Annotated in this window: 12 protein-coding genes; 7 read left to right on the plus strand and 5 right to left on the minus strand. The window is 74.8% G+C overall.

The genetic code is table 11. The annotated features are described in order from the left end of the window. Positions 1–71: 71 nt before the first annotated feature. Genes BBH68_RS30210 through BBH68_RS30220 form a run of 3 tightly spaced genes read right to left on the minus strand, consistent with a single transcriptional unit; the run spans position 72 to position 3,077 of the window. Positions 72–962: an RNA polymerase sigma factor gene (locus BBH68_RS30210; RefSeq protein ID WP_079151285.1), complete on the minus strand. Its 891-nt coding sequence runs from the start codon at positions 960–962 to the stop codon at positions 72–74. After that, a complete protein-coding gene (locus BBH68_RS30215; RefSeq protein ID WP_065966910.1) occupies positions 962–2,416 on the minus strand; it encodes a DUF1996 domain-containing protein in 1,455 nt (484 codons plus the stop codon). The genes BBH68_RS30210 and BBH68_RS30215 overlap by 1 nt, the downstream gene beginning before the upstream one ends. Before the next feature lie 10 nt (positions 2,417–2,426). Continuing rightward, a complete protein-coding gene (locus tag BBH68_RS30220) occupies positions 2,427–3,077 on the minus strand; it encodes a DUF4142 domain-containing protein (RefSeq protein ID WP_245738370.1) in 651 nt (216 codons plus the stop codon). Positions 3,078–3,255: 178 nt separating this feature from the next. Here BBH68_RS30220 and BBH68_RS30225 point away from each other — a divergent pair, with 178 nt between their 5' ends. Beyond that, a complete protein-coding gene (locus BBH68_RS30225) occupies positions 3,256–3,495 on the plus strand; it encodes a hypothetical protein (RefSeq protein ID WP_065966912.1) in 240 nt (79 codons plus the stop codon). Between the two features lie 230 nt (positions 3,496–3,725). Continuing rightward, positions 3,726–5,063: a phenylacetate--CoA ligase PaaK gene (gene paaK, locus BBH68_RS30230; protein ID WP_065966913.1), complete on the plus strand. Its 1,338-nt coding sequence runs from the start codon at positions 3,726–3,728 to the stop codon at positions 5,061–5,063. 96 nt (positions 5,064–5,159) lie between these two features. Here the strand turns inward: paaK and BBH68_RS30235 are convergent, their stop codons facing one another. Continuing rightward, complete coding sequence (locus tag BBH68_RS30235) at positions 5,160–5,639, minus strand: hypothetical protein (protein WP_065966914.1); 480 nt, start codon at positions 5,637–5,639, stop codon at positions 5,160–5,162. 273 nt (positions 5,640–5,912) lie between these two features. On the opposite strand from BBH68_RS30235, the gene BBH68_RS30240 reads away from it, so the two are divergent. Further along, entirely contained in the window at positions 5,913–10,259 is a 4,347-nt protein-coding gene (locus BBH68_RS30240; protein WP_245738371.1) for a cation-translocating P-type ATPase, read from the plus strand. Here BBH68_RS30240 and BBH68_RS30245 read toward each other — a convergent pair. Then, positions 10,256–11,425, minus strand: coding sequence for an FAD-dependent oxidoreductase (locus BBH68_RS30245; RefSeq protein ID WP_065966915.1), 1,170 nt, complete (start codon positions 11,423–11,425; stop codon positions 10,256–10,258). The two genes, BBH68_RS30240 and BBH68_RS30245, sit on opposite strands and share 4 nt — an antisense overlap. Before the next feature lie 283 nt (positions 11,426–11,708). On the opposite strand from BBH68_RS30245, the gene BBH68_RS40970 reads away from it, so the two are divergent. The 4 genes from BBH68_RS40970 to BBH68_RS30260 all read left to right on the plus strand — a co-directional run bounded on the left by BBH68_RS40970 (position 11,709) and on the right by BBH68_RS30260 (position 16,216). Then, complete coding sequence (locus BBH68_RS40970) at positions 11,709–11,813, plus strand: azolemycin family RiPP peptide (protein ID WP_281182499.1); 105 nt, start codon at positions 11,709–11,711, stop codon at positions 11,811–11,813. Between the two features lie 91 nt (positions 11,814–11,904). Continuing rightward, on the plus strand, positions 11,905–14,058 hold the full coding sequence (locus BBH68_RS30250) for a TOMM precursor leader peptide-binding protein (RefSeq protein ID WP_065966916.1): 2,154 nt from the start codon (positions 11,905–11,907) through the stop codon (positions 14,056–14,058). 20 nt (positions 14,059–14,078) lie between these two features. Further along, positions 14,079–15,359: a SagB/ThcOx family dehydrogenase gene (locus BBH68_RS30255; protein ID WP_245738372.1), complete on the plus strand. Its 1,281-nt coding sequence runs from the start codon at positions 14,079–14,081 to the stop codon at positions 15,357–15,359. Next, the gene (locus BBH68_RS30260) at positions 15,356–16,216 is read left to right on the plus strand and encodes an SAM-dependent methyltransferase (protein ID WP_065966918.1); all 861 of its coding nucleotides are present in this window, start codon (positions 15,356–15,358) and stop codon (positions 16,214–16,216) included. The genes BBH68_RS30255 and BBH68_RS30260 overlap by 4 nt, the downstream gene beginning before the upstream one ends. Positions 16,217–16,231: the final 15 nt, after the last annotated feature.

Genomic DNA, 16,231 nt, shown 5'->3' on the forward strand with positions numbered 1-16,231 from the left:
GCCGCGCTCCGCGGCCGGCGGTTCCGTGTGGGCTCCGGTCGCCGGGCCGGGAGCCCGCGGTCTTCGTGGCCTCAGTCCCGGGCCCCGGTGGCCCCGGTGGCCCTGGTGGCCCCGGTGGCCCTGGCGGAGGCGGCGGAGGCGGCGGCGGCCGAAGTGGCCTCCGGCATGGCCGCGTTCAGGCCGAGCAACTCGGCGTACGCGCGCGAGCAGGAGGCACACTCGGCGAGGTGGCGGGCGAGGCCGCGGCCGCGTACGACACCACGCCGCACCGAGGCCCCGATCATGGCGCTGAAGTGGCGGCAGCGCTCGTCGTCCGCCGGCGTGACACGCACATGGGCGCGTAAGTACGCCTCGCGCAGCCCCTCGCGGGCCCGGTGGGACAGGGACGTCAGACCGCTGGGGGACAGGCCCATCAGCGCGGCGACACGGCGCGGGGAGTGGCCCTCCACCAGCGTGTGCCACAACACGGCCCGCCACCGCTCGGGGAGCGCGGCGAAGCCGCGGGCCAGCAGCCGGCGTTCCTCCTCGGCCAGCAGGCGCTGCTGCGGGTCCGCCTCGGTGGCCTGCAGCCGCCAGGACTCGAAGTCCGCGGTGAGCAGCAGCCGGCGCTCGTCGACGCTCCGCTCGATCGCGGTGTGGCGGATCACCGTCAGCAGGTACGGGCGCCACGGGCCCCGCGGACCCCCGCCCGACCGGACGGCCTGGAACGTACGGATGAACGCCTCGGACACGAGGTCCTCGGCGTCGTGGGGGGCGCGGCAGCAGGTGCGGGCGTAGGCGAGCGCCGCCTCGTGGTGGCGGCGGTAGAGGATCTCACCGGCCGCCGGACTCGGGGTGCCCTCGCGGTACCCCTCCCTGAGCCGCCGGGTGAGTTCCTGGTCGGAGGGCGGGGCCTCGCGGCCCCGCGCCGGAACGCGGCGTGCGCCGGCCGACCGGCCGGCGCACGCGCGAGGTCTTGGCATCAGCCGCACTTCCGGCCGCTGTTGATGCAGTCCACCGCCTTCTTCATGAGCTGGTCCGACATCACGTTGATGAAGTCGTCGTGGTCGGTGATCGGCTTGTGCAACTGCTCGGGGAAGCCGTCGACCGCGTAGGTCTCGCCCGCCGGGACCTCGTAGGTGATCTTGTTCACCAGCTGGGGGATCGCCTGGAAGCCGCTCGGGCAGGAGCCGTCCTCCTGGGCGAAGGCCACGTGGTCACGGTGGTTGGCGCTGTCGATGTTCTTGCCGTCCCAGCAGCTCTGGAAGGCGAAGCTGCGCACCACGTCGCTGCCCTCCGGGCAGAGCGGGTACTTGTCGGTGAGCTGGCGGTCCTCGAAGCCGGTGCAGCTCCAGTGGGCGTTGGCGTTGGCCGTGCCGTTGGTGAACGCCTTGGCGTCACCGGTGATGATCCGCAGGAAGCGGGGCATCGCGGTGACCTTGCCGACCGGGCTGCCCTTGAACTCGATCGTGGCGCTCTTGGGGGTGAGGATCCGGCCCACGTTGCCCTCGAGGCCGCCGCCGAGCTGGTCGGCGTCCTTCTCCTGGGTGCCGTCCTGGACCCGGACCACCGGCCAGTAGTACGTGGACTGGTCGCCGTTGGAGCAGGTGGTCTCGCCCGCGGCGAGGCTCTCGTTGGTCGAGTTGGCGTTGGTGGTCTTGTTGCCCACGTAGTCGTGGGTGTGGTGGGCGCCGTTGCCCACGCCGGGCGCCACGATCACGTTGTCGCTGTTGCGGATGGCCTGCTCGTTGACACCGCACTCCGAGACGAAGGAACCGGTGGACGCGCCGTTCCGGTTCTGCGGCTCCTTGACGTTGGGCTGCACCTTCGTGATGTCGACGAAGTCCTGGGGCGAGGGGCCGTTGCCCTGCTGCCCGCCGTTGCCGCCCTGGTTGCCGCCGCCCTGCTGGCCGTCGCCCTGGTTGCCGCCCTGGTTGTTCCCGCCCTGGTTGCCGCCCTGCTGGTTTCCGCCCTGGCCGCCTCCCCCGCCCTTCCCGCCGAAGTCGGTCCGCATCGTGCAGGCGCTCATCTCCTCGAGGCCCGCGGGGCGCTGGGCGGTGCGGCCGATGGCGATGCCGATGCGGTCCAGGGTGGCCGCCCGCTGCTGCTGGAGGGTGGTGAGCACCGAGTCCGGGCCCGCCTCCTTCCTCGCCATCCGCTGATAGGCGCCCGCCACCTGGGAGTCCAGCTCGGCCAGGTTCCTGTCGACCTCGGCCCTGGCCTGGCGCGGGACGTCGTTCAGCTTCTGGCCCACATCGGGGCAGCTGATCGTGCCCGCCCTCGCCGACAGGGTCCGCTCCTGGCCCGGATCCTTGGTGCCGCTCGCGGAGGCGTTCGCGGCGATGATGGCGGCTCCGCCACCGCCGAGCGCCAGCGCGGCGACGATGGCCACGGTCTTGTTCGTGAACCGCCCGCGTTTATGGGTCTGTTGCCTCAATGAGATCACTTCACTTTTTGTTGAGGGCTTCGAAGTCGACGAGCCCGGTGTCCTCAAGGACCGTGATGTGGTCGAGAACGATGGCGTTGGTCCTGGTGGCGAGGGACCTGACCATGGAGTTCTGGCTCTGCGCCCGCACCTGCGCCACCAGGCCGAAGACCTTTCCGTGCGCGGAGCGCAGGAGGTTGGCGAACAGGCGCTGGAACTCGGCGGCCGACGCGGCGTTCGTCATCTGGTTCAGCCAGCCCTGCTGTTGCTCGTTGGGCTGGGTGGGCAGGGGGATCCCCAGAGCCTGGCCCACTTCGTTGGCGCGCCGGTCCAGCTCGGTGTGTCCCTCGATGAGGTGTTCGCCCGCGGTCTTCACGGCGTCGGTGTTCCCGCGCTCCTGCGCCATGCGCCCCGAGGGGAGCTCCCACAGGCCGGCGAGCTTGACCTTGCGGACGAAGTCCCTGTCCACCGCCGTGAGCGGTCCGTACTGCGTGCTGATGGTTCCCTTGCCGTCGTCGATGACCCCGCTCGGGAGCGCTGCGGCGCTGCTTTCGCCGAACAGGCTCACGGGGATGAGCAGTGCCGCGAGCGTCATGGCGAGCGCACCAATGATGAGCCCGGTCCCGATCGTGCGGCTGGAAGCAATGGATCTGCTGATGATGGCTGATCGCACAGCGCCCTCCTTGGTTCGGAGTGACACCGGACGGTAGTGCCTGGTGTGGCCCGGGAGTGGAGACCTCATCACCAATGAATAAAGCCCTGACAGCGATCTCTCCCTGCTGGTACCCTGCCGGGCTGCTTTCCGCCGGACGCTTTCCGGGCGGCGGAAGGCCGAAGAATTCCCGGGACCGGTGAACGGCCCGGCCGCCGCGTGCGTATCGATGGACGTGAAGCCCGCGTACGCACCGCGAAGGTGCTCCCCGGAAGACGCCTCCCACTCGGCGCCGGCCGCCTCGCCCGCACCCGGCGCGCCGGACCCGCCGCCGGGCGCCGCCGACTCCCGGCGCTCCCTGGAGGCCGCGCGGGAGAAGCTCGGCGGCACCATCGAGAAGTCCGCCGCGTACGCGCCCTCTTCGAGCCCCTCCGACTGAGGCCCCGGCAGCCCCCGACCGCCTCCGTCCCCCTTCTTCTGTTCCTCTCTCTGTCCCCTCTATATAGGGCTCTGTACAGGGCTCCGTAGTGGGGCCTCCGCGGGGCCTTGCGGAGGCCACCTCCAGAGAAGGGGACGAGGCCACCCCTTGACAGGCCGGGCGGATGTGGGATTACTTGATCGCGTCCCGCTCACCGAATGTTCGGTCGGTCCCTTGGGGTGGTGCCAGACATGACGATCCCGACGCATGCCGCAGGTCCCGGCCGCCGACTGGGCTCCCCGCCGCCGCCCGGGCTCCTCGACGCCGCCGAACGGATGGGACACGAAGAGCTGCGCGAGACACAGCTCGCCCGGCTGCGGACCACCCTCAGACACGCCTACGACCACGTCGAGGCGTACCGTACGAAGTTCCGCGCGGCCGGCGTCGAGCCCGAGGACTGCCGCACACTGGAGGACCTCGCCCGCTTCCCCTTCACCACCAAGGCCGATCTGCGCGACACCTATCCCTTCGGGATGCTCGCCGTACCCCGCTCCGAGCTGCGCCGGGTGCACGCCTCCAGCGGCACCACCGGCCGGCCCACCGTCGTCGGCTACACCGCGAACGACCTGTCCGTCTGGGCCGAGGTGGTCGCCCGCTCGCTGCGCGCGGCCGGCGGGCGCCCCGGCCAGATGGTGCACATCTCCTACGGCTACGGCCTGTTCACCGGCGGCCTCGGCGCCCATTACGGCGCCGAGCGCCTCGGCTGCACCGTCGTCCCCGCCTCCGGCGGCATGACCGCCCGCCAGGTGCGCGTCATCGAGGACTTCAGGCCCGAGGTCATCATGGTCACCCCCTCCTACATGCTCACGCTCCTCGACGAGTTCGAACGCCAGGGCATCGACCCCCGCGCCACCTCCCTGAAGGTCGGCGTCTTCGGCGCCGAGCCGTGGACCGAGGAGATGCGCCGGGAGATCGAGGAGCGCGCCGGCCTCCACGCGGTCGACATCTACGGGCTCTCCGAGGTGATGGGCCCCGGGGTGGCCCAGGAGTGCGTGGAGACCAAGGACGGCCTCCATGTGTGGGAGGACCACTTCTTCCCCGAGATCGTGGATCCGCTCACCGATGAGCCGGTGGCCGAGGGGGAGGAGGGAGAACTGGTCCTGACCTCCCTGACCAAGGAGGCCCTGCCCGTCATCCGCTACCGCACCCGGGATCTGACCCGGCTGCTGCCCGGCACCGCCCGGCCCGCCTTCCGCCGCATCCAGAAGATCACCGGCCGCTGCGACGACATGATCATCCTGCGCGGGGTCAACCTCTTCCCCAGCCAGATCGAGGAGATCGTGCTGCGCACCCCGGGCGTCGCCCCGCACTTCCAGCTGCTGCTGACGCGGCGCGGCCGGATGGACCACATGACCGTCCAGGCCGAGGCGCGCCCCGGCGCCACGCCCGAGGCGCGGGCGGCCGCCGAGCGGGCCATCGCCCAGGCGGTCAAGGACGGGGCGGGCCTGACCGTCGAGGTGTCGGTCGTGGAACCGGAGTCGCTGGAGCGCTCCGTCGGGAAGCTCCGCCGGGTCAAGGACCTGCGCTGAGGCCGGCCGGGGGCGCGCCCGGGGTGGGGGACTCGCCGGAAACGGCGCGGGACCGGCGCCGGGGGCGCCGGTCCGCGGTCCGGGGGCCGTCCGGCCTCAGGCCGGCTGGGCCGCCCCGGTGGACGGGGGTGCCATGACGCCGCCGCGGCGCAGCACGGCGTAGCCGATGCCGATGCCCACGGCCACCGGCCACTCGATCGCTTCCGCGGCGCCCAGGATGCCCAGGCCCACGTACAGGGGGAGGCCGCCCTTGGCGGGCAGCCACCGGCGGGCCACCGCCACCGGCAGCAGCGCCGCGTCCGCCAGGCCGCCCGCCATGCGCCCCGCCGTGGGGACGGTCACGGTGAACGACCGCTTGCCGTCGCCGGACGACGTGGTCACGGGCGGCTTCTCGGCCTTCGCCCCGGCCTTCGCGGGGGTGGCCGTAACCTTCTCGGAGGCCGTGGACTTCGTCCCGGCCGTCTTCTGCCGGGCCGTCGTCTTCCGCTCGGCCGTCGTCTTCCGGGCCGCCCCCTTCGCCGCCGTCTTCGTCTTGTCGGAGGACCCGCGCTTGCGGGAGGTGGTGGGAGTACTCACAGGTCTCACGTCCGCACATGGTCGACGTTGTGGTAATTCCTCACTTTTCAGGGTAATAGGGATTTATTCTCCGCTGGGGTGGCTGCGACGGGTGGCGGGGCAGCGTGCAGCCGGGCGATGGGTAGGGAGGCCGCGCCGATGTCACAGTCCTCACGGTCAGGCACATCAGGCACGCCAGGCACATCAGGTACCTCGGGCACGCCGGGAAGGTCGGGCATACGCATCCCGGCGCCCCCGCTGCTGGGGCCCCTCGCCGGCGGGGTGACCGCGGGCGTGCGCGGCGCGGCCGGACTTCTCGGACGGCTGGCCAGGCTGCCGCAGCGCGGGGTGTGGTCCCACCCCGGACGCATGTACATCGAGGTCCGGGGGGTGCACGGCACCGGGGGCGAGCGGGTCGCCCGCCGCGTGGAGAGGGCGCTCGAGACCCACCCCCGGGTCCGGTGGGCGCGGGTCAACGCGCCGTCCGAGCGCGTCGTGGTCTCGCTCCTCTCGCAGGCGGTCCGCGAGGCCGAGCTGGTCGCCCTGGTCGAGCAGGGGGAGGAGGCAGAGGCCGCCGCCGTGGCCGAGGAGTTCGACGAGTGGCTCCCCGAGCCCCACCACCCCTCCGAAGGGCCCAGCACCCCCGAGTCCCTCTCCGCGCTGACCGCCGACGCCGTGGGCCTCACCCTGTCCACGGCGCTGCGCCTGGCCCCCTGGCTCAAACTGCCCACCGAGGTCGGCGCGCTGGCCTCCCTGCTCCAGCACCACCCCCGGATACGCCGGCTGGCCGCGGCCGTCAGCGGCCCCGACCGGGCCGACTCGGCGCTGACCGCGGTGAGCGCGCTGGCCCAGGGCGTGGCCACCCGAGGCGGAGGGCTCGCGCTTGACGTGGTCGAGCGCCTGGCCCAGTGGCGGGAGGCCGCCGCGGAACGCCAGGCGTGGGAGGCGGCGGAGCCGCACCTGGTGCACGGCCCGCGGGACGTGGCGGCCGAGCCGATCGTCGTCGAACGACCGGGCCCGCCCCCCAGGGACGCGACCGCGCGCTACGCCGAGCGGTCCATGCGCATCGGCGCGGCCGTCGGCGCGCTCGCCGCACCCTTCGCAGGGCCCCGCCGCGGCCTGGCCGTGGCGCTGGCCTCGCTGCCGAAGGCGCCGGGCGCGGGCCGGGAGGGCTTCGCCACCAGCCTCGGCCACTTCCTCGCCCTGCGCGGCGTGGTGGCCATGGACCGCGGCGCGCTGCGCCGGCTGGGCCAGGTGGACACCGTGGTGCTCGACGAGGAGGCGCTGCGCGGCGACCGGTACGAGCCCGTCGACGTGGAGGTGCTCGGCGGCGCCGACGCGCCGCGGGTCGCCGAGCGGCTGTTCGACCTCTTCGACCCGGACGGGCCCCTGGAGGTCCGGCGGAACGGCCACGGCTGGGCGCTGGGCCCGCTGGACCGGCTCGACCTGACGGGCCGTACCGGTGGCCAGGCCGCCTCCCGGCTGCGCCGCAAGGGCAGCGAGCGCGTCCTCGGCCTGGCCAGGGGCCGCCGCCTCCAGGCCGTGGTGGGGCTGGCCGCGCAGACCGCGCCCGGCGCCGAGGCCGTGGCGGCCGCCGCCCGCCGGGTGGGCGCGCGGGTCGTCCTGGCCACCGACCGCCCGCACCCGGCGTTCGCCTTCGCCGACGCGGTGGTGCCCGCCGGCGGGCGGCTGGTGGCCTCGGTACGCGGACTCCAGGCCGACGGCGCGGTGGTACTGCTGCTGTCCGGCAACCGCCGGGCCCTGGGCGCCGCCGACTGCGGCATCGGCACCCACCGCGAGGGCGAGGCCCCGGCCTGGGGAGCGCATCTGCTGGTCGGCGCGGACCTGGAGTCGGCCGCGGTGATCGTGGACGCCGTGGGCGTGGCGGCCCGGGTCGACCGGGACAGCGCGGTGCTCGCGGCGGGCGGCAGCGGCGTCGGCGCCGTCGCCGCCCTCCAGGCCCACCGCCGGCATGCGGCCGCGCGCTCCACCGGCGCCGGCAACACCGCCGGCACCATCGCCTTCTGCATGGGCAACTGGCGGGCCCGACAGCTGATAACCCGCCCCCTCGCCCCGCCGGTGACCTCCGTCCCCTGGCACCTGATGCCCGCCCGGCGCGTCCTGGACCGCCTCGGCACCGCCCCCGAGGGCCTGACCCCCGCCGAGGCCACCGCCCGCGCCCGCGCCCCCGGCGGCCCGCGCACCGGCGAGCCGCCCCGCACCAGCCTGCCCGCGGCGTTCATCGACGAGCTCGCCAACCCCCTCACCCCCGTGCTCGCCGCCGGGGCCGCGCTGGCCGCCGCCGTGGGCTCGCGCACCGACGCCGCCCTGGTGGCCGCCATCACCGGCACCTCCGCGCTGGTCGGCGGCGTCCAGCGGGTCAGGACCGAGCGCGCCCTGGCGGAGCTGTTCTCCCGCTCGGCCATCGGCGCGCGGGTGCGCCGCGCCGGCACCGAGCGGCTGGTCGCCGCCGGTGACCTGGTGCCCGGCGACATCGTCGTGCTGCGCCCCGAGGACGTGGTGCCCGCCGACTGCCGGCTGCTGGAGGCCGAGGGCCTGGAGGTCGACGAGTCCTCGCTGACCGGCGAGTCCCTCCCCGTCCCCAAGGACCCGGCGCCGGTGGCCGCCGCGCACATCACCGGCCGCCGCTCGATGCTCTACGAGGGCACCACCGTCTCCGCCGGGCGCGCGGTCGCCGTCGTGGTGGCCACCGGCACCTCCACCGAGGTCGGCCGCAGCCTCGCCACCGCGCGGCAGGCCGCGCCCGTCACCGGGGTGGAGGCCCGGCTGACCAGGCTCACCCGGGCCAGCCTGCCCATCGCCCTCGGCTCCGCGACCGCCGTCTGCGCGGCCGGGCTGCTGCACGGCCGCAAGCTCACCGACACCCTGGCCTCCGCGGTCAACCTCGCCGTCGCCTCCGTACCCGAAGGACTGCCCTTCCTGGTCAACGCGGCCCAGCTCGCCGCCGCCCGCCGGCTGGCCGACCTCGGCGCGCTGGTGCGCAACCCCCGCACCATCGAGGCGCTCGGCCGCGCCGACGTCCTGTGCTTCGACAAGACCGGCACCCTCACCGAGGGCACCCTCCAGCTCGCCGCCGTCGGCGACGGGGACCAGGAACTGCCCGCCGACCGGCTCGACACCCCGCGCAAAGCCGTGCTGGCGGCCGCGCTGCGCGCCACCCCGCCGGCCCGGCAGGCCGAGCCCATGGCCCACCAGACCGACCGCGCCGTGATGGCCGGGGCGCGCCGCGCCGGCGTCGCGGTACGCCAGGGCGCCCCCCGCTGGCGGCGCACCGACGCCCTGCCCTTCGAACCGTCCCGGGCCTACCACGCCACCGCCGGGCGCACCTCCCACGGCCTGCTCCTGAGCGTGAAGGGCGCGCCGGAGAACGTGCTGCGCCGGTGCGTCGGCCGGCGGCACAGGGGCGCGCCGGCCCCGCTGGACCCGGACGCGGTCGAGGCGCTCACCGCGCGCGCCGAGGAACTGGCCGCAGCGGGCCGCCGGGTGCTGGCCGTGGCCGAGCGCCCCATGGCGGACGACGAGGAACTCACCGACGAGGCCGTTCGGGACCTGGTCTTCCTCGGCTTCGTCGCCCTGGCCGACCCGGTCCGCACCAGCGCCGCCCCCGCCACCCGGCGGCTGCACGAGGCGGGGGTGCACACGGTGATGCTCACCGGCGACCACCCGGCCACCGCGGACGCCATCGCGGCGAGAGTCAGCGACGTCCCCGAGCCGAAGGTGTGCACCGGGCCCGAGCTGGACGAGCTCGACGACGCGGCGCTCGACGCCCTGCTCCCCACGGTCGATGTGATCGCCCGCTGCAGCCCCCACCACAAGGTCCGCATCGTCCAGGCGTACCAGCGCCTCGGGCGGGTGGTGGCGATGACCGGCGACGGGGCCAACGACGCGCCCGCCATCCGCCTCGCGGACGTCGGGATCGCCCTGGGCCGGCGCGGCACGCCCGCCGCGACCGCCGCCGCGGACCTGGTCGTCGGCGACGACCGGCTGGAGACGATCGTCTCGGCGCTGATGGAGGGCCGGGCGATGTGGGCCTCGGTGCGGGCCGCGCTCGCCATCCTCATCGGCGGCAACCTGGGAGAGGTCACCTTCAGCGTGCTCACCGCCTCGCTCACCGGCGGTACCCCGCTGAGCGCTCGGCAGATCATGCTGGTCAACCTGTTGACCGACCTCGCGCCCGCGCTCGCCATCGCGGTGCGCGAGCCGACCGGCCACACCGGTGAGCGGCTGCTGCGGGAGGGGCCGCACCGCTCCCTCGGCACCGCCCTCACCAACGAGATGCTGCTGCGGGGCGTGATCACCGCCCTCGGGGCCGGCCTGGCCTGGTTCGGCGCGCGGCTCACCGGGCGACGGCGCCGGGCGTCCACCGTCGCGCTCGCCGCCCTGGTCGGCACCCAGCTCGCCCAGACCCTGGCCACCGGCGGCCTGGACCGCCACGTCCTGATCGCGGGGCTCGGCTCCGCCGCCGTCCTCGCGGGCATCGTCCAGACGCCCGGCGTCAGCCACTTCTTCGGCTGCACGCCGCTGGGCCCCGTGGCGTGGGGCATCACGCTGGGCTCCATCGCCCTGGCCACGCTGGCCGGCTCGGCGCTGACCCCGCTGCTGCGCGGCCTGGCCGATTAGGGTCCCCCGGGCTCCTCGTCCCCGTCCGGGATGCCGGCGAGGGCGCGGAAGACCCGGTCCCGGAAGAGCGGGTCCGTCTCGCCCCGCCGCAGCACCTCGAGATGCTCCTCCGTGGGCGTGAGCCTCGCGAACGCCAGATTGGACTCGTACGGCGGCGTCCACCGCCGGTCGCGCTCCTCGGCGTACCGCCGCAGGGCCTTGGCCGTCAGCCCGGGGTCGTCGACCGCGTCCGCCAGGCACCCGGCGAGCAGCTCGGCCTGGGCGAACGCGTCGCCGATCCCCTGGGCGCCGCACGGGTCCTTGTGATGGCCCGCGTCCCCGACCAGCGCCCACCCCGGGCCGTGGGCCCGGCGGAAGAAGTTGGGCAGGTCCGTGCACCGGAACAGCCGGTCCTCCTGCCGGGCGGCGGCCAGCGGCTCCGCCAGCTCCGGGCAGGCGCGCAGCGCGCCGGCCAGATAGGCGCGGGGCGCGCTCTCCGGGGTCAGGCCCGGGCTGGCGCGGGGGAGCTGCACATTGACCAGCGTGAGGCCGTCCTGGGTGGGCACCAGGGCGGCGCCGGCGCCCTGCGCCGAGCACAGCCCCAGCCCGTCCCCGGGCAGCCCGCTCCAGTACGTGTAGAGGGCGACGGTCAGCCGGCCGTCGTCGCGCAGATACGGGGCGCCCACCAGCCGGGCCACGGTGGAGTGCCGCCCGTCGGCGCCCACCACGAGCCGGGCCCGGGCGCGGTCCGCGCCGCCGCGCGGCGTCGTGTACCGGACCCCGGCCACCGCCCCGCCCTCCCACAGCAGCCCGGTGACGGAGCAGCCGTCGCGGAACTCCGCGCCGGCCCGCGCCGCCGCACGGGCCAGGATCGCGTCCAGGGCGTACCGCCGGGGCGCGAGGCCGCCGGTGGCCGCGCCCCACATCGGCGCCGGGCCGGTCAGCAGGAGCCCCGGCGCCCGGAAGGAGATCCGGTCCAGCGGCGGACAGCCGGTGGCGCGCACCTCCTCCAGCACGCCCCACCGGGCCAGGCGGTCCACGCCGGGCTGGTGGATGTAGAGCGTGGAGAGGGTGTCGCTGGGGAAGCGCGCCCGCTCCAGGACGAGGACCCGGTGCCCTTGGCGGGCGAGGAGCAGGGCGGTGGCGGCACCGGCACAGCGGCCCCCCACCACGATCACGTCGTACATGGGCTCCCCTTCCCCTGGGGCCCGATGCCCCGCATGTGTCACCGATAGCACCGTGTGGGGGGACACGCCCGGGCGGCAGGAATAGTCGGCTCATGCGGTCGGAATTCCATATGACTTTCTCTTGGGTGTGAGTTCACTCTTTGGGATTTCGCTGCTCCGGAACTTCTTGACAGGCTTCGCACGCCCGCATTTTCATGACACAGGGGCCGAACACTCCGCTGTCCGACCCCAGTTCGGGAAGAGACCGTATTCGTATCCGCATCGACGGGAGATTCGCTCGGTGATCGACAACGACCTGTTCGAGGAAATGGCCATCCAGGAGCCGGAGGCGGTGATCGTCTCCACGACCACCATCAAGATGGACGAGGACATCGAGGAAGCCCAGTAGTACCCCACTGTTTCCCGGCCCTCGAACCCCAGGGCCGGGAAACACCCGCAGCTCGACCGGCAGTCGACTCCCGCTTGAGAAATGGAACCGTGTGAACGCGCAACCGGGCACGTCGCCGAGGGAATCCGTCCGGCTCGTCTCACGGCGGGATGTTCGCCTGGTCAACCGCGCCGGCCATGTCTACATCTGCTCCAGCACCGGCACGCTGCGCGTTCCCCAGCGGAATCCGGAGCTGAGCGAACTCGAAGGCGATATCGGCCTCGAGTTCCTCCCCGATGACGTCATCGCGGGACTGCGCTCCCGCACCCTGGTGCACTCCGCCTCCGACGCCCCGCTCAGCCACCCCCTGTACGACACGGGCGGCCCGGGCGCCACCCGCCCGGCGGTGGTCGTCGGCGAGGGCCCGCTGGCCGACGGCGTCGCCGAGCGGCTGCGCCGGGCCGGGGCCGAGGCCGTCCGGGCCCCCGCCCCCGACCGGTCGGCGGATCCGGGAGCGCTGGTCCTGCCCCTCCACGGGGACGAGACCCTGCTGCGCCGGTGGACCGAGCGGGCCATGGAGGCCCCGGCGCCGATCCTCACCCATCTGTCCTCGCCCACCCGGCTCCTCTTCGCCGTCCTCGACCCGCCGCGCACCGCCTGCCCGGTCTGCCTGGTGCGCCGGCTGCGCGCCAACCACACCTGGCAGCCCATCGCCGACCTGCCGCTTGACGTGCTCTACGGCGCGGCCGAGAGCGACCGCTGGCCCACCACGGCCATCGCCGCGGCGATGCTCGCCCACCAGACCATGGCGGCCCTCACCCGGGGCCCGAGCGGCCCGGCCGAGCTGCTGGAGATCGACCACGCCACCCTGGTCACCACCCGCCACCCCGCGCTCCACACCCCGCTGTGCCCGGCCTGCGCCCCCGTGACCGCACCCCCGGAGCCGGCCGAGCCCCCGGCCGTGGACCCCGAGTCGTGCTGGGAGCGGATGCGCCGGGCGGTGGACCCGCTCACCGGCCTGGTGGCCGAGGTCCGGGTGCGGGACGCGGACCGCGAGCCGGGCAACTCGACCACGCATGTGCTCACCGCCGGACACCCCACGACGACCTGGTTCTCCCCGGTGCAGGCCAGTTCGTGCAGCGGCGCCGTCAAGTACGACCCGACCCTGGCCCGGGTGTGCGCCGTGGGGGAGTTCATGGAGCGCTACGCGGCCGGGGTCTACGACCCGGACCGGCTGGTCCGCGCCTCCTTCCGCAAGCTGGGCGCCGCCGCCGTGGACCCCAGGAGCCTGCCGCTGGCCTCCGAGCGGGAATACGCCGCGCTGCCCCGCATCGCCCCGTTCGACCCCGACCTGGAGCTGGACTGGGTGGAGGGCCGCTCGCTCACCACGGGCCGGGCCCGGTATGTGCCCGCCTGCGTGGTCTACGTCCCCTACCGGTTCCCGCGCCGCCGGGAGCGGCTGATCGACCCCATCTCCACCGGTCTCGCCGCCGGAAGCGGCCCGCACCACGCGACGCTCGGCGGGCTGCTGGAGGTCGTCGAGCGCGACGCCGTCGCCGTCTTCTGGGAGAACCGCCTCGCGCTGCCCACCCTGGACCTCGGCGGGCTGACCGGGGGACCGGCCGCCGCGATCGTCGAGCGGCTGACCGCGGCGGGCGTCCAGGTGCTGTGCAAGGACCTCACCACCGACCTCGGCATCCCCGCGGTCTCCGTCCGGTATGTCGAGGGCCCGGCGGACCGGCCCGTGGTGGCCCACGCCACCAGCGCCCACCTCGACCTCCACGGCGCCCTGCTCGGGGCGCTGGAGGAAGCGGACCTGTGCCGCACCGGGCTGCGAAGCTGGCTGGCCGAGCGGGACATCCCCGGCCTGGACGACATCGAGCTCGACCGATCCGACTTCTACACCTACTACTGCGGCCCGGGGCGGCTGTCGCTGGTGCCGTTCTGGGACGAGGGCCCGCTCCGCCCCCTGCCGGCGCCTTCCCCCGCGCCCGCCTCGTACGAGGCCGCGGTCGAGGAGGTGGTCCGGCGGCTGGCCGCGCGGGGCCACGAGCCGATCGCCGTCGACATCACACCGGTCGATGTGGCGGAGTGCGGGGTGCGCGTGGTCAGGAGCGTCGTACCCGGGCTGTGCCCCATCACCCTGCGGCGCGACTTCCGGCGGCGCGGCGGCCGGCGCCTGTACGAGGCACCGGTGCGCATGGGCCTGCGCGCCGCCCCGCTCACCGAGGACGAACTGAACCCCTATCCGCTGCCCCTCGGCTGAGCGCCCGCGAGGGGCGGCCCATGGCAGCGAACGGGACGGCAGACCAGGAGAACAACGCCACGATGACTCGTCAGACCCTGTACCGGCGCCGGAGGGACACGCTCGTCGAATGGGGGGAGAACGGCAAACTGGTGCTGGTGGACTGCGGCGCCTGGCGGAAGTTCGCCGTCAAGCCGGAGCTGCTCGAGCTGCTCTCCCTCCTGGACCACCCGCGCAGCGCCCGGGATGTGCACGGCGCCTGGGTGTCCTCCTCCCGGCCCGAGGACGAGGTCCGGCGCCTGCTGGAGCGGCTGGCCGAGGCCGGGATCGTATGCCGGGACGCCCCCGAGGACCACGGGCCCGACCCCCGGGCGGACCAGCCGGAGGCGCCCCGCGACGAACCGGAGGCGCGCCGGGACGGGCCGGAGGCGCGCCGGGACCGGCCGGAGGCGCCCGGCGACGGGGCGGGCGACGCGCCCGGCGAGGGGCCGGGGCCGGGCGGGGCGCCCCCGCCGGGCGCCGGCTGGACCCCGTACGAGCTCGCCGTGCACGCCCAGGCCAGCCGCTCCGGCGTGCCGACGCGCCTGCGCGGCACCCCGCCCGCCGCCCGGCTGCTCCACCCGGAGGCCCTGGAGCGGATCGAGCTGCCCGAGGACACCGCGCCACCGAGCCGGCCCCTGGACCGGGTCCTGGCCGACCGGCGCTCCATCCGCCAGTACGCCCCCAGCCCGGTGCCCCTGCCGCTGCTGGCCGCCCTCTTCGCCCGCACCGCCCGGGTGCGCGGCTACCTCCCGCCGCTGAAGTACGAGCAGACACAGCGCGCCGCGCCCTCCGGCGGCGCTCGCCACAGCCTGGAGCTCTATCTGGTCGCCCGGGAGGTCGAGGGGCTCGCGCCCGGCGCCTACCACTACGACCCGTTCGGCCATGCGCTGGAGCGCCTCGCGCCGTGGAGCGAGGAGCTGGACGACCTCCAGCGGCGCACCCTGTGCGTGCCCATGCAGGAGGACCAGCCCCCGCCGGCCAGTCTGTACCTCACCTCCTGCGCCTATCGCACCGGTTGGAAGTACCAGGGCATGGCGCTGAGCCTGATCTACCGCGACACCGGCTGCCTGATGCAGACCCTGAGCCTGGCCGGCACCGACATCGGCCTCGCCACCTGCCTGACCGGCCGGGTCGAGGCGCCCATGACCCCCTCGTTCCTGCGGCCCTACCGGGACCGGCTGATCCATGTGGGCAACATGGCCATCGGGCTGCCCGCGCCCACCGCCGCCGCGCACCGCCTGGTGCCCCTCACCACCGACAAGGAGCCGGAGCGAGCATGACCCCCGCCGACAGCGAGCCGCTGCCGCTTCCCACTGTCTGCCGTACGGCCGTATGGACAGCACAGATGCGGGCCGACGAGAGCCGTGCGCCGAACGCTTGCGCCGTCGATCCCTGGGCCGCCGAGTTCGTCGCGGCGGCGGGGCCGCAGGACCCGCCGCCGGGCGGCCCGGAGGCCCGGGCGTTCCTCCACGACGGGGTGGCCGTGCGGACCCGGTACTTCGACGACTGCCTCCTCGAAGCGGTGCGCGGCGGATGCACCCAGGTCGTCCTGCTCGGCGCGGGGCTCGACGCGCGGGCCTTCCGGCTGCCCTGGCCCCGGCCGGTCGATGTCTTCGAGGTGGACCTGCCCGAGCTGCTGGCCTTCAAGGAGCGCGTGGTGGGCGGCCGGGTCCCGGCCGTCGCGCGCCGGGTCACCGTCGCCGCCGACCTGCGGGACGACTGGGCCGAGGCTTTGACCGCCGCCGGATTCGACCCGGCGCGGCGGACGGCGTGGCTGTGCGAGGGCACGCTGGCCTATCTGGCACCCGACCGGGCCGACGCGGTCGTCCGCGCCATGGCCGCGCACTCGCCGCCGGGCAGCGCGGTCGCCGCCGAGACCGCGACGTCCCACGGCAGCCTGGACTGCCTGCGTTCCTGTCGCGACGCCCTGGCCGCCGACGGAGCCCCCTGGCGGTCCTCGCTGCGCGACCCAGCCTCGTGGTGGGCCGAGCGCGGCTGGCGCATGACGGTCCCCGACCCGGCGAGCCTGCCCTACGCCGCCGAGCGGATGGCCCGGTACGTGCCGATGCTGCGGGAGGCGGGCGATACGGGCGGCTGGCTGCTCACGGGCACCCGGTGCGGGCCCACGCCGGCGTAGACCTACGTCGGCGTG

Origin of the sequence: Streptomyces sparsogenes (assembly GCF_001704635.1) — a bacterium.
Classification (GTDB): Bacteria; Actinomycetota; Actinomycetes; order Streptomycetales; family Streptomycetaceae; genus Streptomyces; species Streptomyces sparsogenes.